The sequence below is a fragment of the Paenibacillus sp. fava2 genome, from assembly GCF_058313675.1.
The window spans coordinates 3,417,417-3,434,956 of sequence record NZ_CM177755.1 but is presented as its reverse complement, the minus strand read 5'-3'; the positions used below and the strand labels follow the sequence as shown (position 1 = coordinate 3,434,956).

Genomic DNA, 17,540 nt, shown 5'->3' with positions numbered 1-17,540 from the left:
TATTAGTGCTTGCAGCCCCTTCCCGGCAAGCTAACGGACCCCAGCGGCGGTAAATACTGACTTTGACCTGAAAAACGGCTTCAGGTTAGGTAATAAGTACAATAGGGGTCCGTTAGGATGTTGTGTAATCGAGCTAAGCAGAAAATAATCAGCTAAGTCTTGGATGAATACACTGAGAGGATGTTAGACAAATACACTGATAATTTTTTATTGGATAAACGTCACTTGATTCCACCATTTTTACGGAGAAACGGCTTTTGGTGTTAAAATAAGCTGCTATTCTGCAACCAAGCTTTCAGCATCAGATAAATTAGTGTAATGAAGTGACGATAATCCAATGCATTGTTATGGCCAGCAGGCAGACTCAAATGCACTTTCTTAGTCTCAAGTTCCCGACAACTGCCATGCAGCAAGTCTAAAATGCTTCAGCCCAAAAAAAATAGCACCCCACCCTAAGATGAAGTGCTATCTCTTATCACAAACTATTGTTTGATGATTTCTCTAGCTTTGTAAGTTCCGCAAACTTTGCATACGTGGTGAGCCAGCTTCAGCTCTCCGCATTGTTCACATTTCACCATACCTGGTACTACCAGTTTGAAGTGAGTGCGACGTTTGTCGCGGCGGGTCTTGGACGTTCTGCGTTGTGGTACTGCCATGATTATCAACCTCCTGAATTTGTTGTTGACCCGTTATAACACGGGATTTGTTCTTAGTCATCTTGCTTGGTAAAGAATCCTTTCAACGCAGCAAGCCGGGGATCGACTACTGTGTTGTCGCAACTGCAGGTGCCTTCGTTCAAATTTTGTCCACATGTCTGACAAAGACCAAGACAGTCTGCCTTGCACAATACCGAATCCGGTAAGTGCAGTACGAAGTTTTCTTCCACGTAAGGAACAAGATCTACAATCTCGTCCGTGGCGTAGATGAGTTCGTCATCTTCGTCTTCTGGAAGAAGCGGCTGCTTAAGCCATTTGAAAGTCTCAGCAAAAGGAATGTTCAATTTGCTGTTAACCTCGCTGAGGCAACGTGCACATAACATGTCCACATTCCCTTCCAATGTTCCCACCACGTTCACACTATCAGTTCCCGCGGGCAGCGCTTTAAGGTTCACTGTAAGCGGTGCAACAGAAAGTATATCCTTCCGCCCTTTGACAAGCTCATTGACATCCAGTGTCTCATGGAGATGCAGAGGCTCGTCGGCATTTGCCAATTTGCGAAAGTGAATCTTCATATTCATCACTCCAAACAAACAAAAATTATTATACCTAGAATTACCGAAGTTTGTCAACCATTTTTCCTTTATATTGTTTCGATAACCGGGACAACTTATGATATAACTATTAACCCAATATATCAAATACGATTTGGAGTGACACGACCAGTGACTACAGTCGGCATAATCGCTGAATATAATCCTTTACATAACGGCCATGTCCATCATTTTAACGAGGCCAAAAGACTGACCGGCGCGGACACGTCTATCGTCGTGATGAGCGGGCCGTTCACCCAGCGCGGCGAGCCGGCGGCGGTGAGCAAGCAGGCCCGCACGGAGATGGCGCTGCATATGGGCGCCGACCTCGTGCTTGAGCTGCCGGTCGGCTATGCCCTGCAGCCGGCCGAGTGGTTCGCCTTCGGAGCAGTCTCACTGCTGGAGGCGACGGGAGTCGTTGACAGCCTGTGCTTCGGCTCCGAAGCAGGCCGTTTGAGCGAGCTGCTCGGGCTGGCGGAGTTCCTGGCCGATGAGAGCAGCGAGCTGCAGGAAGAGCTCCGCCGCCGACTGGCGCTCGGAGCGAGCTTCCCGGCCGCCTTCAGCGCAGCTGCGGCGGCCGTCTGGTCCGGGACTCCCGCAGGGCACGGGAGTCCGCTAGAGGCCGAGGCGCTGCTGCGGCAGCCCAACAACAGCCTCGGCCTGCACTACCTGATTGCGCTGCGCCGGCTCGGCAGCGCGATCAGGCCCCTCACCGTGCCGCGCACCGGCGCGGGGTTCCACGACCCGCTGCAGCGCGGGTCGTCCATTGCCAGCGCGACGGCGATCCGCCGGCTGCTGCTGGAAGGCGGGTCTCCGGCGGCATACATGCCGGAATATAGCATGTCCATCCTGGAGAGGGAGCATGCGGCAGGCAGAGGCCCGGTAAGTCTGGAGGACTTCCGCAGCCAGCTGCGCCACGTCCTGATAACCCGGACCGCTGAAGAGCTGCGGGAGCTCCAGGATATGAATGAAGGGCTGGAGAACCGGCTGCTCAAGGTATTGCCGCAGCTGGATCAATTCACAGTCAGCGGGCTGCTGGATGCGCTAAAAAGCAAGCGCTACACGCATACTCGCCTGCAGCGCCTGCTTATCCATGCCTTATTAAATCACAGCAAGGCTGAAATGGCTCCGTCCGCATTAGCCGGCGGACCCGGATACATCCGCGTGTTAGGCTTCCGCGAGAGCGGGCGCACACTGCTCAAGAAAATGAAGCAGACGGCAGCCTGGCCGGTTGTTCTCTCACCTGCGCAGTTCACTCATCCCGGACTAGACCGTGACCTCCGGGCCGCTGCCGCCTACGCCGGAGCATTCAATGAGCCCCAGCGGGCTGATCTGTACGCTGACTATCTCAAGCCGCCGGTGATGCTGTAGCCGGCAGCTTCTCCATATAATCCAGCGCCTCGCCCAGCGTGGATACAGGCACCAGCTTCATCGGGGTGCCTATTTCATCTGCCTTCGCTTTGGCTTCATCATAGTTCTTGACCGGCACGAAGAACACCTCTGCCCGCTCACGGTCCGCAGCAACAATTTTATGCTTGACCCCGCCGATAGCTCCCACAGTGCCTTCGGCATTTATGGTACCCGTTCCGGCTATTCTGTGCCCTCCGGTCAAGTCGCCCGGAGTAAGCTGATTGTAGATTTCCATCGTGAACATAAGCCCCGCTGACGGTCCGCCGACATCGGTATCCGTAAAGCTGACTGATTTGCCCGCAACCTTGGGTTCCACCTTCTGGACAGCCCCGATAACTACACCTAATCCCGGTTTTCCTTTTCCGGTATCCGCATCTATTACCTCAACCAATGCTACCTGCTCTGTAATTTCCTTCCCGTCTCGCTGCAGCACCGCCTTAACCCGGTCTCCAATGTTTCTGGATGACAGCAGCGCTGACAGAGCCTGCGGATCAGGGATATGCTGTCCCTCAACACTGACTATCCGGTCTCCCGGACGGAACTGACCAGAATTAGCCGTACCCGGCACAGAGAACACATACAGGTAGTCCACTACGTCCTCATAAGGGATACCCGCCGCATGATAAGCGGCCTGTACGGCGAAAGACTGCGAGCTGTTCATATAGTATACCTGCTCCGCCGCGTATTCCTGCTCAGTTTTGTTCCCAAGCCTCGTCTCTTTCAGCACAACCTCACTGTTGGAATTAAAGACTGAAGCGATAAGCAGTGCCACATTGGCATAGCTTGCTGATACTGTGGTCATCATGAAGGTGCCCTTTTCATCCTTGTCTGCATTCTCCACCTTGATCATCGGTGCCACCTCAGAGGCTCTCCCCGGCTGATACACAATATAAGGAGTATTCATAAAAACAGTAACATAGAGTATAACCACAAAAGTAAACAAGTAGGCGATCGCGCGGAATCCTACCCGGCGTTTTTGCTGCCTCAATGCTATTCCCTTCTTTCCTGCGGCTCTCTGCCTGCTTCAGGCGGCTTGTGACAGCTATGGCATGATGGTTGTCTGCTGTGCATAAATTGATAACAGTCGTAAGCCATGTCTTAACCTATGAAGAGGTGAAGCTCAAAATGAATAACGTTAAAATACGGAGAATAACTTCAGCATCGGCACCTTTTCTGACCGGAGCAGCGGCCATCCTGCTTGCAGCGGCCATCATCTCGTCTCCGGAATCGTCCTTTGCGGCTTCACTGCAGGGCCTTAAGCTCTGGTGGACGCTGATATTTCCGGCGCTGCTGCCGTTCCTTATCCTCTCGGAGATGCTGACAGCCTCAGGCTTCGTACACGGCTTCGGTGTATTGCTGGGGCCGCTAATGACCCGGGTGTTCCGGCTGCCGGGCGCCGGAGGCTGGACGCTGGCACTCGGCATGACGGCCGGGTTCCCCGCAGGGGCAGGCGGTGTACAGCAGCTTCATAAGCAGGGCGGCATTTCGGACAAGGATGCCAGCCGCCTAGCTTCACTGGCCCATTTTGCCAGTCCTGTAACTTTAGTAATTGTAGTCGGTGCAGCTTTCCTGCACAGTCCGGCAGCAGGCTATGCCCTGTTAGCCATTCACTGGGTATCCGGTCTAGCTGCAGGATTCACGGCAGCACTGTTCTCGGGCAGGAACCGTTCAATCGCCGGCAGCCCCGAACCTCCGGCTGTCAAGCCGGCATCATTGCCGTCAAGGGTCCGCCAGGCCATGCTTCGGGCACGCGAACAGGACGGGCGCAGCTTCGGCAGACTGCTGGGCGATTCAGTATCTACCGCAGTGCAGAGCCTGATGGTAATCGGCGGTTATATGATCATGTTCTCCGTTGTTATCAACATTATCACCGCCTGGTTCCCGCAGCTGTCGCCGGGATTTGCCGCCAGTGTACTCGAGATTCATCTGGGCGCCAATGCCGTGACTTCGCAGGTAACAGAACCGTTTGCCTTTGGAGAAACAGGTGTAACCAGCTTTGCACTCCTGTCCGCAGTGCTCGGGTGGAGCGGAATCTGCGGACAGCTGCAGGCACTCACTGCCCTGAAGCAGGCCAAAGCACGGTTTCTTCCATACGCCGCCGGACGTCTGCTGCACAGCCTGTATGCTCTCGGCTTGACCTTTGTGCTCTGGCAGCCGCTGAAGCATATGCCTGTTGCTGTTCTTCCCGCCTTAAGCAGCACAGAAACGGCAGGCGATGCCGGAATAACCGGTCCGCTTGCCGTCTGGAATATGGTTCCACAGCTGCTGAGCCTGCAGACTCTTCTTCTGCTGCTATTATCTGCCTTGTCAGCAGTTGTATATATGGTTACCTGGTTCCGGCGTCCAGCTGGCTGAATTTGAGCTTCATCGCCTGCTCGACCTCGGGGGTGACAAATTCGGATACATTTCCGCCGAAATGGGCCAGCTCCTTCACTACACTTGAGCTTAGGTAGGAATATTTGGGGTTAGTCATCATGAAGATGGTTTCCACTTCAGGGTCCAGGCTGTGATTAATCGAAGCGGTCTGCAGCTCATACTCGAAGTCGGTAACCGTACGGATTCCGCGCACGATGACCTGGGCGTTCTTTTGGCGGAGATAATTCACCAGCAAATCCCGGAAGCTGTCCACCTCCACATTAGGAAGATCCGCCGTTGCCTGCCGCAGCAGCTCTGTGCGCTCTTCCACGGTAAACATCGGTTTTTTGCTGAGATTATTCAGCACGGTAACTATAAGCCTGTCAAACTGTTTGGCAGCGCGCCGGATAATATCGATATGCCCCATCGTAACCGGATCAAAGCTTCCCGGATAGATGGCAACACGTTCTTTTCTAATTTGCAGACTCATCGTTACCCTCCCTGCCGCTCTCAACAGCTTCTTCTGAAGCAGCTTCGTACTGATAGATGGAAATCGCCGTCTCACCATATATAGCCTGTCTTGTCCGGTAGAACCCCGGAATCTCTTCAGGGTAGGCGTAGCCTGATTCATGTTCCAGAACAATGACCGCATCAGGGTTAAGCAAGCCTTTGCCGGCCATGGCCAGCATTAATTCATCGCCATGCTTCAGCCTGTAAGGGGGGTCCAGAAACACAAGATCAAAAGCCCGTCCCCGCTTCTCCAGCGCACCAAGAGCCCGTCCGGCATCGTTACGGTATACCTCTGCCTGCCCCTCCAGCTTTGCCGCCTTCAGATTGGCCCTCACCGTATCAATGCTTTTCTGCTCCATGTCTACAAACACCGCGCGTTCCATCCCTCTGCTCAGCGCTTCAATTCCAAGACCGCCGGTGCCAGCGAACAAATCCAGCGCATTGCCGCCTTCAAAATAAGGGCCAATCATGCTGAACAGCGCCTCCTTCACCTTGTCGGTCGTTGGACGCGTCCCGTTACCCGGAACACTTTTCAGGGGTCTCCCCTTGGCACTTCCCGATACAACTCTCACCGATTCACCTGCTCTATGTCTCTGTTTATTATGCCGTTAGGGGCATAAGTCCAAGCCTATAGTACCACAATTAACCGTTTAAATAAAAAGTTTGTCTATTGGTGTACCTTTGGAATAAAGCAAAAAAATAATCAAACACCATGTATAGAACCTTTCAATCCCGGACATCATGTAACTATCGACATCACAAAATGTCGTAGACAACCGCGGAGCAGGCTTACGTTTCCCCATAAGCTCTTCGTCCGGTTTCTCCTCTCCCATGAAAGAGGCCCTAGCAATAGGGCCTCGATTTTTTTGTGTAAAGCCCCATGTACCAAAGCTATAAAACTAATTTTGGAATACAATGGTTGATCTACCCAGACCTCACCCCAGCCACTTCAGTGCCAATAAAAACCCGCCAGGCATAGCCCGGCGGGTTAAATAAATATAAATATTTAATTTAAGTAAGTAAACACTTTTGAAGATGCAGTTCATTCCTGGCAACTTCGGCAGCTGCTTCTAGAGATAGTACCTTTATCGGAGCAGTAGAATCCTGCCTTATATATCTAAGCACCATTTCACGGCTCCGGTCAAAATCCGTTATGTACCTACTATGAATATGTTCTAGCCTCTGTCTGGCTAGTTCTGAAACAGTTATATAATCAAGCCTGAGTTGAGCTTGTAGAACCTTGTCATCTGAACTTAGTACGGCCCAGGTCAATGCCTCGCCTTGCACAATATCTCCAGATTTTTTTGCATACACAACACCTGAATGTTCAGTTATAAAGCTCAAAATTCTGTCTTCGATCAACTGATAATTTTTCATTAACGCTTCAACATTTCTCATCTAACACCTCTCTCTAACTTAGAAATGCAAGAAGGGTGTTCCTACGCATTGCCTTAGCACAGCGCACTGGAACACCCTAATTGATGGGAATTACACTAATAAGTTAATCCAAGTATATATCATATAAAATAGATTGTATACTTCACCTGTCACTAAATGTTAAATTGTATATATGATTACGGATTAGTGTTCCTGTAAATGTTGACAAACTCAAAAAACTGGACGGTGCTTATAATGTACTCAGCAATAATTGAACACTCAATAACACAAAACGCATCAGTCCAGATACACCTGATAAGTGATGAACTATTTTCGGGTGTATGCAAAAACAGTTTTAACAGAAAAATTATTCATTTGGATACTGGTGTTGGTATTATTGGCATTCCAGTAACGTCTGTAAAATGCATTATAGAAAAATAGGAATCTTGAGTTATAACCGCAGCAATCCAGTTTAACAGGTTTTTCCGCAAAAAAAAGGCCACCCTCTACGAGCAGCCCGCCATCAAGCATTCATACCATTTGCATAGTAATCACTTTACTTATAATACGAAGTAGTCAGCGGAACAAACATGGACGCGCCGTCTTTAACCTGGCCGGTTACGTAAATTTTGCTAACTCCGGCAATGTTGGCCTCAATGGTGACGAGCCCCTGCTCGGCTGTAATGGTCTGTTTTTTGAGAACGGTATCCGTATCGCTGTCCTGAATGGTAAAGTCTTTAATGTCGCCGCCGATGGCTGCCACCTGGATGTACAGCTTCTGATATTTTTTATCCGGGTATAGCATGAAGGAGCTGCCGCGTGAGCCGCTGCCGTTATCGAAATGAACATCCTTGTAGTCCTTATCCAGATAGACCGTTTTATCAGGATCTTTAGTGTGATAGCTTGAATCAAAACCCGCGGCAATGGACACGCCCTCAATCTGTTCGCCCAAAGAAATGGTGCTGGATGCAGCATCAAAATTAACCGTTACCCCCAGCAGGTCGGAGATGGCTCTTACCGGAAGGTAGGTAGTATTGTTATATGTTATTGGAGCTACCACCGCACCGCTGCTGTTCTTCAGCTGGACAGGCTGACCGTCCACTTTAAATTTGATACCCGGGTTCAGAAATGCCTTAATCGCCTGCAGGTCAGCACCGGCTGCAACCCCTGCACCCATCCCGCCGAGAACAGCAAAAGCTGTTAACGCAGCTGTCATTCAAAAAAAAGAACTACCAAAGCGGCAGCTCAATAAACGTAATATTCGGCTGCGTGATTCTGACTTCCTTAACGACTTCCTTATAGCCCTTTTCGGACAGGAAGCATTTCTGCTCTATGCCCTTGCGGTTCTCACCGAAATAGGCGATATGGAAGGTTTTGTCCAGCTGGGTGATATTAGTGACATTGATCAGGGTATTGCGGTCTGCCAGGACAAATTTGTAGCCGGAGCTCTTCAGGGTGGTTACCCAATATTTCAGGGTCCCGACTGTGTAAAACACTTCATCTTTGGTATGGATCACAATCCGGTACAGACTGCGTTCAAACTCCATATACGTGATTTCCGTGATTTCGAGGGCAACTAATCCGGAATCCCCCTTGGCGTCACGGGTTACTGACATACTGCTCAATAAAACCAGCTCCAATACTATTTCAGTAATTCTTCCGGAATCTCCGGCTGGTGGATGTAAAGTATACTAGGTACAGCCTCTGCTATAAAAGCAGCAAAAGTAAACAGGATTGACGCCAGCTTATAGACGGCCTTGTGCTGAAATGTTCTGATGATTTCCGCTCCCCTTTCTCCAAGCAAGTACCAAGCTTATGGACTGGGCTGTATAAGCAGCCGCAATAACCGGAGATGCCATATAGAAATTAACAGTTACGAGCACAGCCGCTATGATCTTGAGCCCCGGCCAGTGCCGACGCGGGATCCGGGTCTGTTGGTCGATTCCGACAGGGGCAAGCAGCAGGACGAGCAGCAGGCTTAGTCCGTTCATCATCTGGACGCAGAGCTGCCCGGCCTGCACATAGGATAAAGCGGTAAATAAAGCTGTTGTAAACAGCACACAGGCGATGCCTGACTTCAGGTGGACTCCGCCGGAGACCTGCCGCAGCAGCGCAAAAAAAATCAGAATCAGCACAGCTTCCGCCGTATGGCCGGTAGCCAGCGAAACCAGCAAAGTACAGCTTATTACGAGTACAATATTAAGAAGCACTGCAAGAGCAAACTTGAGAACGGCATACGATGCCGGATGTTCCGGGACAATCTGTTTGATTCTGGCCGCAGACCATCCTGCCATTCGTTCAAGCATCCTCATGCTCCTTCTTAGTGGAATAGTACAGTAGAAATACTGACATCACGATGAAGAACACAATATTAAATAGAAGGTTATTATAAAATAGAACCACAGAGATCGCCATCAGGAATACGATGATCATCACAGTAAGCACAATATCCTCAAGCTTGAACCTGAGCTTGTCCAGATCGAAAGTGAAACCTCTTCCTCTACGGTACAGGAACCAAAAGCTGGTTACTACTACAGCTGCGGTAGCGGACTGCAGCAAATACCCTCTCGACAGATCCGCATTTACAGCATCAAGTGATCCGAATAGAACAAAGACCAACACTGTCTGAATGGCCGCAAAAATGACATACCCCGACACCGTAGCCATAACCGCCAGCACCACCGGCATCCGGACAACTGCAGCGAACAGCAGGATAAATACAATGACCGTTATCAGCGGAGAGAGATTATCCATGTTAAGCTCATTACGCAGCAGATAGCTCTGGATATTATTAAGCAGAATGATGACCATGGCGGGCCACAGATGCCTTCTCCATTTAAATCGGAATAAACACATAATTAAATAATACAGGGATAAACCTTCAATGGTTGAAAAAAACATGAATCCTGCTACTTCCAACAGCAACACATACACCGCCCGGCCACATTATCATTACAAAAAGATCAACTCTATAATATAACTTTAGTCCTATATTCGTATAGATGATAAATGTGAAAAATTTGAAACAATCAAAATCAAAATACAGCTCTGCGTCTACTGCTTCTGCCTGCCGATCCAGGCTCCTATATCTGTAATTACCTGATCACTCACTCTCCCGGGTACATAATATTCCTCCAGCGTTCCAGCACCTTTCCCGTCATAATCGACAAAAAAGTGATTCAGCCCCGGATACAGCTTAAACTCTGCCGACGGATTAAGCTTCAGCACTTCTTTCCACTGCACAAAGTCCTTATCAGCATACACCTGAAAATCGTCCGCTCCCTGCAGCACCAGTACCGGCTTGGTCAGCTTCCCGGCGAGCGCTGCCGTATCCTGCTGCTGCATTTCAAGCAGATAAGACGCCGGCAACCCGAATACCGTCTCTGCCTGGGCAGCCTGCTGAGCGGACATGGAAGCCAGAGCCTTGGCCTTTTGGAGCTCCGCGTCAACAAGCGCAGCATTCTGTGCTTTGCGCGGATCACTGTCATTCATAGCCTGGATACCCGCCATGTTCTGGTCATAGACAATCTCCCATAGCTTGCGCGGAGAACCGGCCAGCAGAATGAGTCCGGCAACATCACCGCCTGCGGCATCAATCCGCGGTGCCAGCATGCCGCCCAGGCTGTGCCCGGCCAGATACACCCGCTCAGGGTCCAGACGCGCATCCTGCTTCAGCAGCTTGGCTGCCAGCACAGCATCCTCTACCGTTTCTTCCTTGACCGTCAGGCCTGCTGACGCTTCCCCGGCATATTGCTGCGCATAAGTATAGGTTCTTTTGTCATATCGCAGAACTGCAATCCCCTGTCTGGCAAGCCCCCAGGCTATATCGCGGAAGGTTTTGTACCCAAAGGCGCTTCCGTCCCGGTCAGACGGGCCTGATCCGTGTACCAGCACCACCGACGGAAGGAGGCCTGATGCATTCTCGGGTACGGTCAACGTTCCCTTTAGGGGATGTGCAGTTCCGGTACCGACTATGGTCTCCTCTTCTTTTAGGCCCGCCGGAAGCTCCATATCATCCGCCGGCGCTATTGGTGTGAACAATAGACCGGCCAAACGGCCGGAGCCGTCAACCGTAACGGACATTTTCAGGCTGCTTTGTGCAAATACAATCGGCGCCTGGATAACCGTGTATCCGTCTGCAGACGATGCGGCGGCGGTCTCCAGCCGGACAAACGCGCCATAGGTTCCGGTCAGCATCTCCCAGACAGACTGCATTTTTAATACCGGAAACGCCTGCTGGACCTCTTTATTGAACATCGACCGCCACAGCTCCATATATTGCCCTGTGCTAAGCAGGCCTGCTACATGATCCGCATACTTTTGCGGAGTGCTGACAGCAGCCAGATTCGCAGCGGAATCATACGAGGTTATCATTCCAAGTGCGCTGAAGTAAGCTAACGGAACATAAATACGGTCATTTTTTAAAACAGCCTTGCCGTCAATAGCCAGCTCGTCTTTGCCGTCAACCGTAATTGTGCTTTCATCCAGCTTCAAAACGTAGGTGTGTTCATTACCTGTCAGCTGCAGACTATTCTGCGCTTTTATGTAGCTTACTTCATAGCCAAGACCTTCTCCCGTCAGCCGGACGGGCATCATCACTATTTTCCCGGCAAGATAAGGCCGTACCTCATCAGTCAGTTTGAGCGTCACATTATTCAGAATAACAGCAGGCTGAGTAGCCGCCCCGTATACCGGTGCCGGTGTGATCCCTCCGCCCTGAAGCAGCAGGAGACTGCAGATAGACACTGTTATGATTTTTTTTCGCATAAATGATCTCTCCTTTAGTGGTGTAGTTCTCTTGTCAGCCTAAGCATGTCCCTGCACAGTATCCCGTTCTCATAGATAGCCTCAGGATAATGTCTTGTAAAAAAATCAAAATCCACGCCAACGATCCGGAAACCGCATTTCTGGTACAGTGCCAGCTGATTTATACTTGAGTTTCCGGTACCAACCTCCATCGTCCGGAAGCCCGCACCGGCAGCTGTCTGCACTGCATGCTGTACCAGCTTTTTGCCCAGACCATGTCCTTGATACTGCTCAGCAACCGCAACATTAACCAGCTCGACCATGTCAGGCCTTGTCGGAAGAAGCACATAAACGCCTAAGATTACTTCCCCTGTAAATGCTGCAAAACATTCACCTCTTCTCAGATAAGCCTCTACTTTTTCGCGCGAGGGGTCTGCCGAAAGCAGAAGCTCCATGGGCGGCTTGTCGTGTTCCAGCAATTGTCTGATGATCATTAGCTCCTCCTTATATCCCATCCATTATTCTCCATTATACCTTAACCTTGCGTTTATTCCCCGCTTTCTGTGAGAAAACATAGATCCTGAAGCAGCAAAAAAGGCGTGCTCCCGGTTTAACCGGAAACACGCCTGAGGGGCCCCCCTTTAGATGAAGCAGGCACTCAAGATAATAACAAGCAGGATATAAAGAACCAGAATCGCACCAGTGGAAGTCCAAGGACCTACAGGACCTACATTAGCGCCGCCAACATTACCGCCGTATCCGCAATCTGCACCCATGAGATAACCTCCTTCAAGATAATGACTACAGAATAGAATATGTACGAATACATTGCGCAGTTTGGGCAAAACGGATTTTTTTAGGCTGAACAGAAGATGTGCATCTTGCCACACCCTCTTACAGGCAGGACAAGATGCACGGCTTGCCGTTAGTCTGAAACCAGTATGCCATCGAAGCTTTCCGGTCCCACACGGACCGTACCAAGCAGGTTGGAGGATACAAAAGCTGTATAAGTCAGCTGCGGGGTTACCGGCGGATTGTAGTCGGCAGCCGAGAACGCAATGACCTGCGGAGCAAGGAGACTGAGACTGAATGTAGAAGTGGCGGAATAGACGACCGGATCTGTCGGCAGCGTTCCCCTTACAATCGTTATGGTTACACCGACCAGCGCAAGCGGCAGCTGTACCGAGATTGTTCCTTTTAACAGCACACGCGGGTTGGTCGTAACCCCCTCACTTAACAAGCCGATCTGGCCGAACAGCTGGGGCGTATTGATGAGCAGAATCGGAATCGCGATAGAGTTCCCCGTACTGGCATTCTGAGAGGTTCTGGCATCAAGATAAGTTCCCATATGAAGCACCTCCTTCCTTTAGTGCATAGTTCATCATATTAGCTGCATCCTGCAATTGTTTAATCATATTACCTACAGGCAGGAGCATATCCTTGCCGCGTGGTCTCCTGCATATGCTATTTGTCCTTTGTGTTCCCGTCCCGCCTGTTAAAAGCAAGCTCAAACAGTCCGGTGGCCGACAGTCCGGCCAGACCTCCGGCCCACAGCCGGAGCACAAGCGTCATATCGGTGAAGGGATAAGACACAGCTCCGACTATAAGACCGATTGCCAGGCCAACCGCCGGAACAAGCTGCTTCGGAAGACTTACACTGTTTTTGACCAGCTGGACAAGCGCCATGACAAATACAGCGAGTACAGATGCGAACGCGAGTACATTGCTCAGCGCCTCGTTAACCATCAGATTCACCTCCCGGTCACCAGCAGTCCCGCCCGTTGAAGCACTGTAAGCAGACGGTAAAAGTCATAGCTCCCCCCCGTCGGCGTATCCAGCAGCCCTGCAGCCACCGCCGCGTTAACCGCCGGCTCCGCCCAGGAAGGAACATTCATAACCGCCCTCCCTTCAATGACGGCAAGCCGGTCTGTGACATTTTTGACCGCCTGGCCCTGCTCCTGCACTCCGGTTTTGAGTGTATCCCGGCTGACCGTAAGTCCGGCCAGCAGTACGCGAAGGTCTTTAAGTTCCGTCTCCAAATTCGCGAGCTTCTGTCTATCCTCGGCTGACATCTCATCATCCTCCTTGATCTCGTCATATTGGTACAGATTGAAGGTATCCATAATCTGTATCAGCTTGGCTGTATAATTAGGGTCAGTGGCATATCCGGCAGCAGCAATTTCCCGGGCGGCGGTCTGGCCATCCACACCGATAACCTTGCTGTACAGATTACGGTTCCATGAGACGCCCCCGACGATAAGCGCAGAATGGTCCGCTACGGATTCACCCCAGTCATTATAAGCGCGAAAGGCTGCAGTTACCTGAACCGGTTTGCCGTTCAAGTATTCCGTTGTCCGGACAGCAACGCTTCCTGCAGGTCCGCTGCCTTTGATCCCGAAGAGGTTATTTGCCTTTACCGTTAATCCGCTGTTCCCCCAGCCCGATTCCAACGCAGCCTGGGCTATAGTAAGTGAAGCGGGAATGTGGCTGCGCTGCATATCTGCTATGGCAAAGGGCACAATCCGCGCGATAAATTCGGCATTGGTCATGCTCTCACATCCTTTCTCTATATTAAATGCACCTTCTGCTGAAAGGCTTGTGCTTATCCCTAAAAGCCCCGGCAGCATGCACTTTTTACTGCAGCGCAAACAAACGCCGGAGCTATGCTCCCGCGTCCCCTGTACAAACTAAAACTCTAATTTAAATATAAATTTTTAAATTTATATCAGCTTGTCTTGTTAAATCCAAAATTTAGGCGTATTATATAGTAAAATTTAACTAGAAGGAGGGTATAATAGACTATGCCTTCATATTATTTTAAAGAGGTGTGGACACCTCTGAAGTGGATTGGAATCAAGTTCTTTCATGACGATGAAAACAATCTGTGGATCAAATGGTGGTCTAACCCGCGTAAAAGACTGCGTTAATGGTTTCTAGCAGCTTTTATAATACTCCACTACATATATACAAAAGCTCTTTTGAGCTGCAGGGCGTTTAGAACGCTGCAGGCCAAAAGAGCTTTCTTCTGTTCAGGACGGCAGGGTGCGGAGCATCAGCTTGCCGCCTCAAAGGTTATCCGGTTTTTACCGCTGCGTTTGGAAATATAGAGCGCCTCATCCGCCAGCCGCATCACTTCGGCAGGCTCCCCTGCATCCGGATACCATACCGCTGCACCTACACTGCAGCCGACATGAAGACTCTCGCCTCCGATCAGGAACGGAAGATTAATTTTGTTGATGATCCGTGTAGCCACAATCTCCGACTCCTGCATCGGCTTGCCGGCGGAGGTATGCAGAATGACAACGAACTCATCCCCTCCCAGCCGGGCAACGATCTCGTGATCACGCGTGGACTCCAGCAGTCTGCCCGCAACCTGCTGGAGCAGCACGTCGCCTGTCGCATGGCCGTATGTATCGTTCACCCTTTTGAATCCGTCCAGATCCAGATACAGAATGCTGAGTGTAGTCTGATTCTGCTTGGCCTTGCTGACCGCATGGGCCATAAATTCATCCAGTGCCGCACGGTTAGGCAGCCCGGTCAGCGAATCATGCATGGCCATATCTGACATATAGCTGAGCTTGCTCTCTGTCTTGGTCAGGTTATCCACCAGGTTCTGTAAGGAAGCGGAGAGGACCGCCACGTCTGTGATTCTGGTCGAAGTCGGAATGTCTACGCATGCGCCGGAGCTGAGCAAATCCGCTGTCCTGGAAATGGCATTCAGCGGCCGGGAAATCCATCCCGCCAGGAACCAGCCGATAACACCGAACACAACTGCAGCAGCCAGGCCGCTCAGAATAATGAACCGCTCCAGCTGATGAACGGAGGCAAAAGCAATTTCTGCAGGTTGGCGGATAATGACCGACCAGCCGAGACCGGGATAATTCAGATAGCCGTCACCATAGGCATATCCGGTCAGGTAAACGTCACTTCCCGCCTCACGCTCCACCATCCAGGAATTCTGCCCCGCTCTTACCTTCTGCAGCACTTGATCTGAAAACTTCGTTCCGGTAAGATTGTCCGGCCCTAGCAGTATGGTGTCATCTTTCCGGCTGATAACCAGCACCTCTACACCGTTCAGCCGTTCTTTGAGCGGATCGACAATCGACATCTCCACCTCACGTGACCACTCCCAGCTGAGATGAGCTGCCAGCCCTCCTGTTGTCTGTCCTTGTTTATTGTAGATAGGCACGCTGACATCAACAAACTGCAGAGGTTCACCGCCGGGATTTGGCAGCAGTTTGGACAATAGCACGGCATCATGGACATCACCGATGAACAAACCTTTCATTCCTTCCTGAAAAACAGGACGCTGGCTGATATTTTGGCCTGCCAGAATATTGTCCGTGGACGACAATACATTACCATCCGGATCCAGAAATCCCACCCAGGTGAACACCGGCAGGCTGCTTTTCAGCTCCTTTAGCAGACCGCTGATTTCAGCCTTGTCATAAGGCTCCTGAAAAGCAGAAAGCTTACTGAGCACCTGAACTTCACCGGAACGTGACCACATGAAATGATCCAGCTTCTCGGCCATCTGGTTCGCTTCCCCGGCCAGCGAGCCGCCAATGCTCTTTTCCACAGATTTCGTTGACTCACTGCCGATAATCCAGATCAGCAGGGCCGTAAGCAGAATAATAAGGACAGCGAATGCGCCTGAAAAAAAAGTGCGCAGGTTAAATGACATACACATGTCTCCTTGTCGAAGTAAGTCGATAATTATATATCGGATAGAACCGTATTGATAATAAGCAGGGCTGCTATTATGTACTTTTCTTGATTAAGCTGATACGTTGTATCAAAATAATACTGAGTTCTTTCGGGGCTAGTGCTACCACAAGGACGCTGTAGTATACTCTGCACAGCAGCACATGCCCAAACCAAGGAGTGGTAGTCCCGTGAGCGAACAATTCGAAATGTATGATGACCCTTTCAAGATGCTGATTCTACTGGCAACACTGGTCTGCGAGAAGCAGGGTACCGAGCTTAGCTATGAGCAAGTCCCCTCTTACGAGAATGACACCTTTTCAATCCGGCATGAGAGATTTGTTTATAAAAAAGACGGCACTGAAATTACCTGGTTCGAGTTCCTTGGCCGCGATATAGCCTCAACTCATGACCTTCCCCGTTCAGGGTACAACAAAATGTTTGTTGACTGCATGGCATCGCTCTACAAGCCCTGATCCGTTAACAGAAGATGAATGTCCGCACAAAAAAGCAGCTCCGCCTCTTCGTAAGAGCGGGGCTGCAGCCCTGTTCCGGCCTATCCTTCAGCCTACCTTGGCCCCCAGTGAGCGGGCCAGCAGCACAGCCTGTTCCACGTCAATCCTTACATTCTTCAGGTCAAGGCTCTTCAGATCAATCCCCTCCAGCTTTGCATCCCGCAAATCGGCTCCCTCAAGCTTGCACTGGCTTAGCCGCACACGGCTCAGATCCGCACCCCGAAGGTCACATTTCTGCAGATTGCAGCCCAGCATGTCCGCCTCCGTAAACCGGATGCCCCGCAAATCCTGGCGCGCCAGATTAATATGCCGCAGATTTGTGTATGACCAGTCCCCGCCGTCCAGAGTAATGCCGTCCATGGAAGCATTAGCAAAATCAGAACCGGTCATTTTACAGTCCTGAAATTTTGCAACAAACAGATTGGCCCCTGTAAATTTGCAGTTCGTAAAGGCTGCTCCCCGGTGCAGCGATGCATTTAGCTGTGCCCCTGAAAAATCGCAGTCGATGAATCTGCAGCCGCTGGAGTTCATCTCCTCCATCGACGCCCCCCTGAACGAACAGCGTTCAAAGGTACAGCCGTTCAGCTCTCCGTCCTGCAGAGATGCGTAATCAAATTTCTGCTCCAGAAAGCTTTTATTATCATACTGATACAAGACCTGCACGCCCCTTTTAT

The 17,540-nt window shown here is 50.7% G+C and carries 22 protein-coding genes and 1 pseudogene; 4 read left to right on the top strand and 19 right to left on the bottom strand.

The window, feature by feature from the left end; all coding sequences use genetic code 11:
- Window positions 1-482: 482 nt before the first annotated feature.
- Window positions 483-656, bottom strand: a complete 174-nt coding sequence (gene rpmF, locus AC4G46_RS14795) for a 50S ribosomal protein L32 (protein ID WP_019911234.1) — start codon at window positions 654-656, stop codon at window positions 483-485.
- 53 nt (window positions 657-709) lie between these two features.
- A complete protein-coding gene (locus AC4G46_RS14790; RefSeq protein WP_491128600.1) occupies window positions 710-1,237 on the bottom strand; it encodes a YceD family protein in 528 nt (175 codons plus the stop codon).
- Between the two features lie 144 nt (window positions 1,238-1,381).
- Here AC4G46_RS14790 and AC4G46_RS14785 point away from each other — a divergent pair, with 144 nt between their 5' ends.
- Window positions 1,382-2,620, top strand: a complete 1,239-nt coding sequence (locus AC4G46_RS14785; protein WP_491128599.1) for a nucleotidyltransferase — start codon at window positions 1,382-1,384, stop codon at window positions 2,618-2,620.
- On the opposite strand, the gene AC4G46_RS14780 is transcribed toward AC4G46_RS14785, so the two are convergent.
- Window positions 2,598-3,647: a SepM family pheromone-processing serine protease gene (locus AC4G46_RS14780; protein ID WP_491128598.1), complete on the bottom strand. Its 1,050-nt coding sequence runs from the start codon at window positions 3,645-3,647 to the stop codon at window positions 2,598-2,600. The genes AC4G46_RS14785 and AC4G46_RS14780 overlap by 23 nt on opposite strands.
- 86 nt (window positions 3,648-3,733) lie before the next feature.
- Here AC4G46_RS14780 and AC4G46_RS14775 point away from each other — a divergent pair, with 86 nt between their 5' ends.
- A complete protein-coding gene (locus AC4G46_RS14775; RefSeq protein ID WP_491128597.1) occupies window positions 3,734-5,014 on the top strand; it encodes a nucleoside recognition domain-containing protein in 1,281 nt (426 codons plus the stop codon).
- Here the strand turns inward: AC4G46_RS14775 and coaD are convergent.
- From coaD to AC4G46_RS14705, 14 genes and pseudogenes are all read right to left on the bottom strand, one after another.
- Complete coding sequence (gene coaD / locus AC4G46_RS14770; protein ID WP_221799791.1) at window positions 4,986-5,504, bottom strand: pantetheine-phosphate adenylyltransferase; 519 nt, start codon at window positions 5,502-5,504, stop codon at window positions 4,986-4,988. The genes AC4G46_RS14775 and coaD overlap by 29 nt on opposite strands.
- Window positions 5,488-6,102: pseudogene (gene rsmD, locus AC4G46_RS14765) on the bottom strand (16S rRNA (guanine(966)-N(2))-methyltransferase RsmD); the annotation flags it as partial. The gene coaD and the pseudogene rsmD, both read right to left, overlap by 17 nt.
- Window positions 6,103-6,535: 433 nt before the next feature.
- Entirely contained in the window at window positions 6,536-6,922 is a 387-nt protein-coding gene (locus AC4G46_RS14760) for a hypothetical protein (protein ID WP_491128596.1), read from the bottom strand.
- Between the two features lie 535 nt (window positions 6,923-7,457).
- Window positions 7,458-8,117, bottom strand: a complete 660-nt coding sequence (locus AC4G46_RS14755) for a stalk domain-containing protein (protein ID WP_491128595.1) — start codon at window positions 8,115-8,117, stop codon at window positions 7,458-7,460.
- A 13-nt stretch (window positions 8,118-8,130) separates the two neighbouring features.
- The gene (locus AC4G46_RS14750; protein WP_491128594.1) at window positions 8,131-8,517 is read right to left on the bottom strand and encodes a LytTR family transcriptional regulator DNA-binding domain-containing protein; all 387 of its coding nucleotides are present in this window, start codon (window positions 8,515-8,517) and stop codon (window positions 8,131-8,133) included.
- A gap of 26 nt (window positions 8,518-8,543) precedes the next feature.
- Complete coding sequence (locus AC4G46_RS14745; protein WP_491128593.1) at window positions 8,544-8,705, bottom strand: cyclic lactone autoinducer peptide; 162 nt, start codon at window positions 8,703-8,705, stop codon at window positions 8,544-8,546.
- A complete protein-coding gene (locus AC4G46_RS14740; protein ID WP_491128592.1) occupies window positions 8,647-9,195 on the bottom strand; it encodes an accessory gene regulator B family protein in 549 nt (182 codons plus the stop codon). The genes AC4G46_RS14745 and AC4G46_RS14740 overlap by 59 nt, the downstream gene beginning before the upstream one ends.
- A gap of 4 nt (window positions 9,196-9,199) precedes the next feature.
- Window positions 9,200-9,712, bottom strand: coding sequence for a hypothetical protein (locus AC4G46_RS14735; RefSeq protein WP_491128591.1), 513 nt, complete (start codon window positions 9,710-9,712; stop codon window positions 9,200-9,202).
- Between the two features lie 243 nt (window positions 9,713-9,955).
- On the bottom strand, window positions 9,956-11,668 hold the full coding sequence (locus AC4G46_RS14730; protein ID WP_491128590.1) for an alpha/beta fold hydrolase: 1,713 nt from the start codon (window positions 11,666-11,668) through the stop codon (window positions 9,956-9,958).
- A gap of 14 nt (window positions 11,669-11,682) precedes the next feature.
- Window positions 11,683-12,141: a GNAT family N-acetyltransferase gene (locus tag AC4G46_RS14725; protein ID WP_491128589.1), complete on the bottom strand. Its 459-nt coding sequence runs from the start codon at window positions 12,139-12,141 to the stop codon at window positions 11,683-11,685.
- 147 nt (window positions 12,142-12,288) lie between these two features.
- Entirely contained in the window at window positions 12,289-12,423 is a 135-nt protein-coding gene (locus AC4G46_RS14720) for a sporulation protein YjcZ (protein WP_197071804.1), read from the bottom strand.
- Between the two features lie 149 nt (window positions 12,424-12,572).
- Window positions 12,573-12,995, bottom strand: coding sequence for a hypothetical protein (locus tag AC4G46_RS14715; protein ID WP_491128588.1), 423 nt, complete (start codon window positions 12,993-12,995; stop codon window positions 12,573-12,575).
- Between the two features lie 116 nt (window positions 12,996-13,111).
- Window positions 13,112-13,393: a holin gene (locus tag AC4G46_RS14710; RefSeq protein WP_491128587.1), complete on the bottom strand. Its 282-nt coding sequence runs from the start codon at window positions 13,391-13,393 to the stop codon at window positions 13,112-13,114.
- Window positions 13,394-13,398: 5 nt separating this feature from the next.
- Entirely contained in the window at window positions 13,399-14,196 is a 798-nt protein-coding gene (locus AC4G46_RS14705; protein ID WP_491128586.1) for a glycoside hydrolase family 73 protein, read from the bottom strand.
- 252 nt (window positions 14,197-14,448) lie between these two features.
- Between AC4G46_RS14705 and AC4G46_RS14700 the strand changes: the two genes are divergently transcribed.
- Window positions 14,449-14,574, top strand: a complete 126-nt coding sequence (locus tag AC4G46_RS14700; protein ID WP_277815823.1) for a hypothetical protein — start codon at window positions 14,449-14,451, stop codon at window positions 14,572-14,574.
- Between the two features lie 125 nt (window positions 14,575-14,699).
- Here AC4G46_RS14700 and AC4G46_RS14695 read toward each other — a convergent pair whose 3' ends face one another.
- On the bottom strand, window positions 14,700-16,331 hold the full coding sequence (locus tag AC4G46_RS14695) for a sensor domain-containing diguanylate cyclase (protein ID WP_491128585.1): 1,632 nt from the start codon (window positions 16,329-16,331) through the stop codon (window positions 14,700-14,702).
- Between the two features lie 211 nt (window positions 16,332-16,542).
- Between AC4G46_RS14695 and AC4G46_RS14690 the strand changes: the two genes are divergently transcribed.
- Complete coding sequence (locus tag AC4G46_RS14690; RefSeq protein ID WP_491128584.1) at window positions 16,543-16,827, top strand: hypothetical protein; 285 nt, start codon at window positions 16,543-16,545, stop codon at window positions 16,825-16,827.
- 87 nt (window positions 16,828-16,914) lie between these two features.
- Here the strand turns inward: AC4G46_RS14690 and AC4G46_RS14685 are convergent, their stop codons facing one another.
- Window positions 16,915-17,520 (bottom strand): pentapeptide repeat-containing protein, encoded by a 606-nt coding sequence (locus tag AC4G46_RS14685; RefSeq protein ID WP_491128583.1) that lies wholly within the window; start codon window positions 17,518-17,520, stop codon window positions 16,915-16,917.
- Window positions 17,521-17,540: the final 20 nt, after the last annotated feature.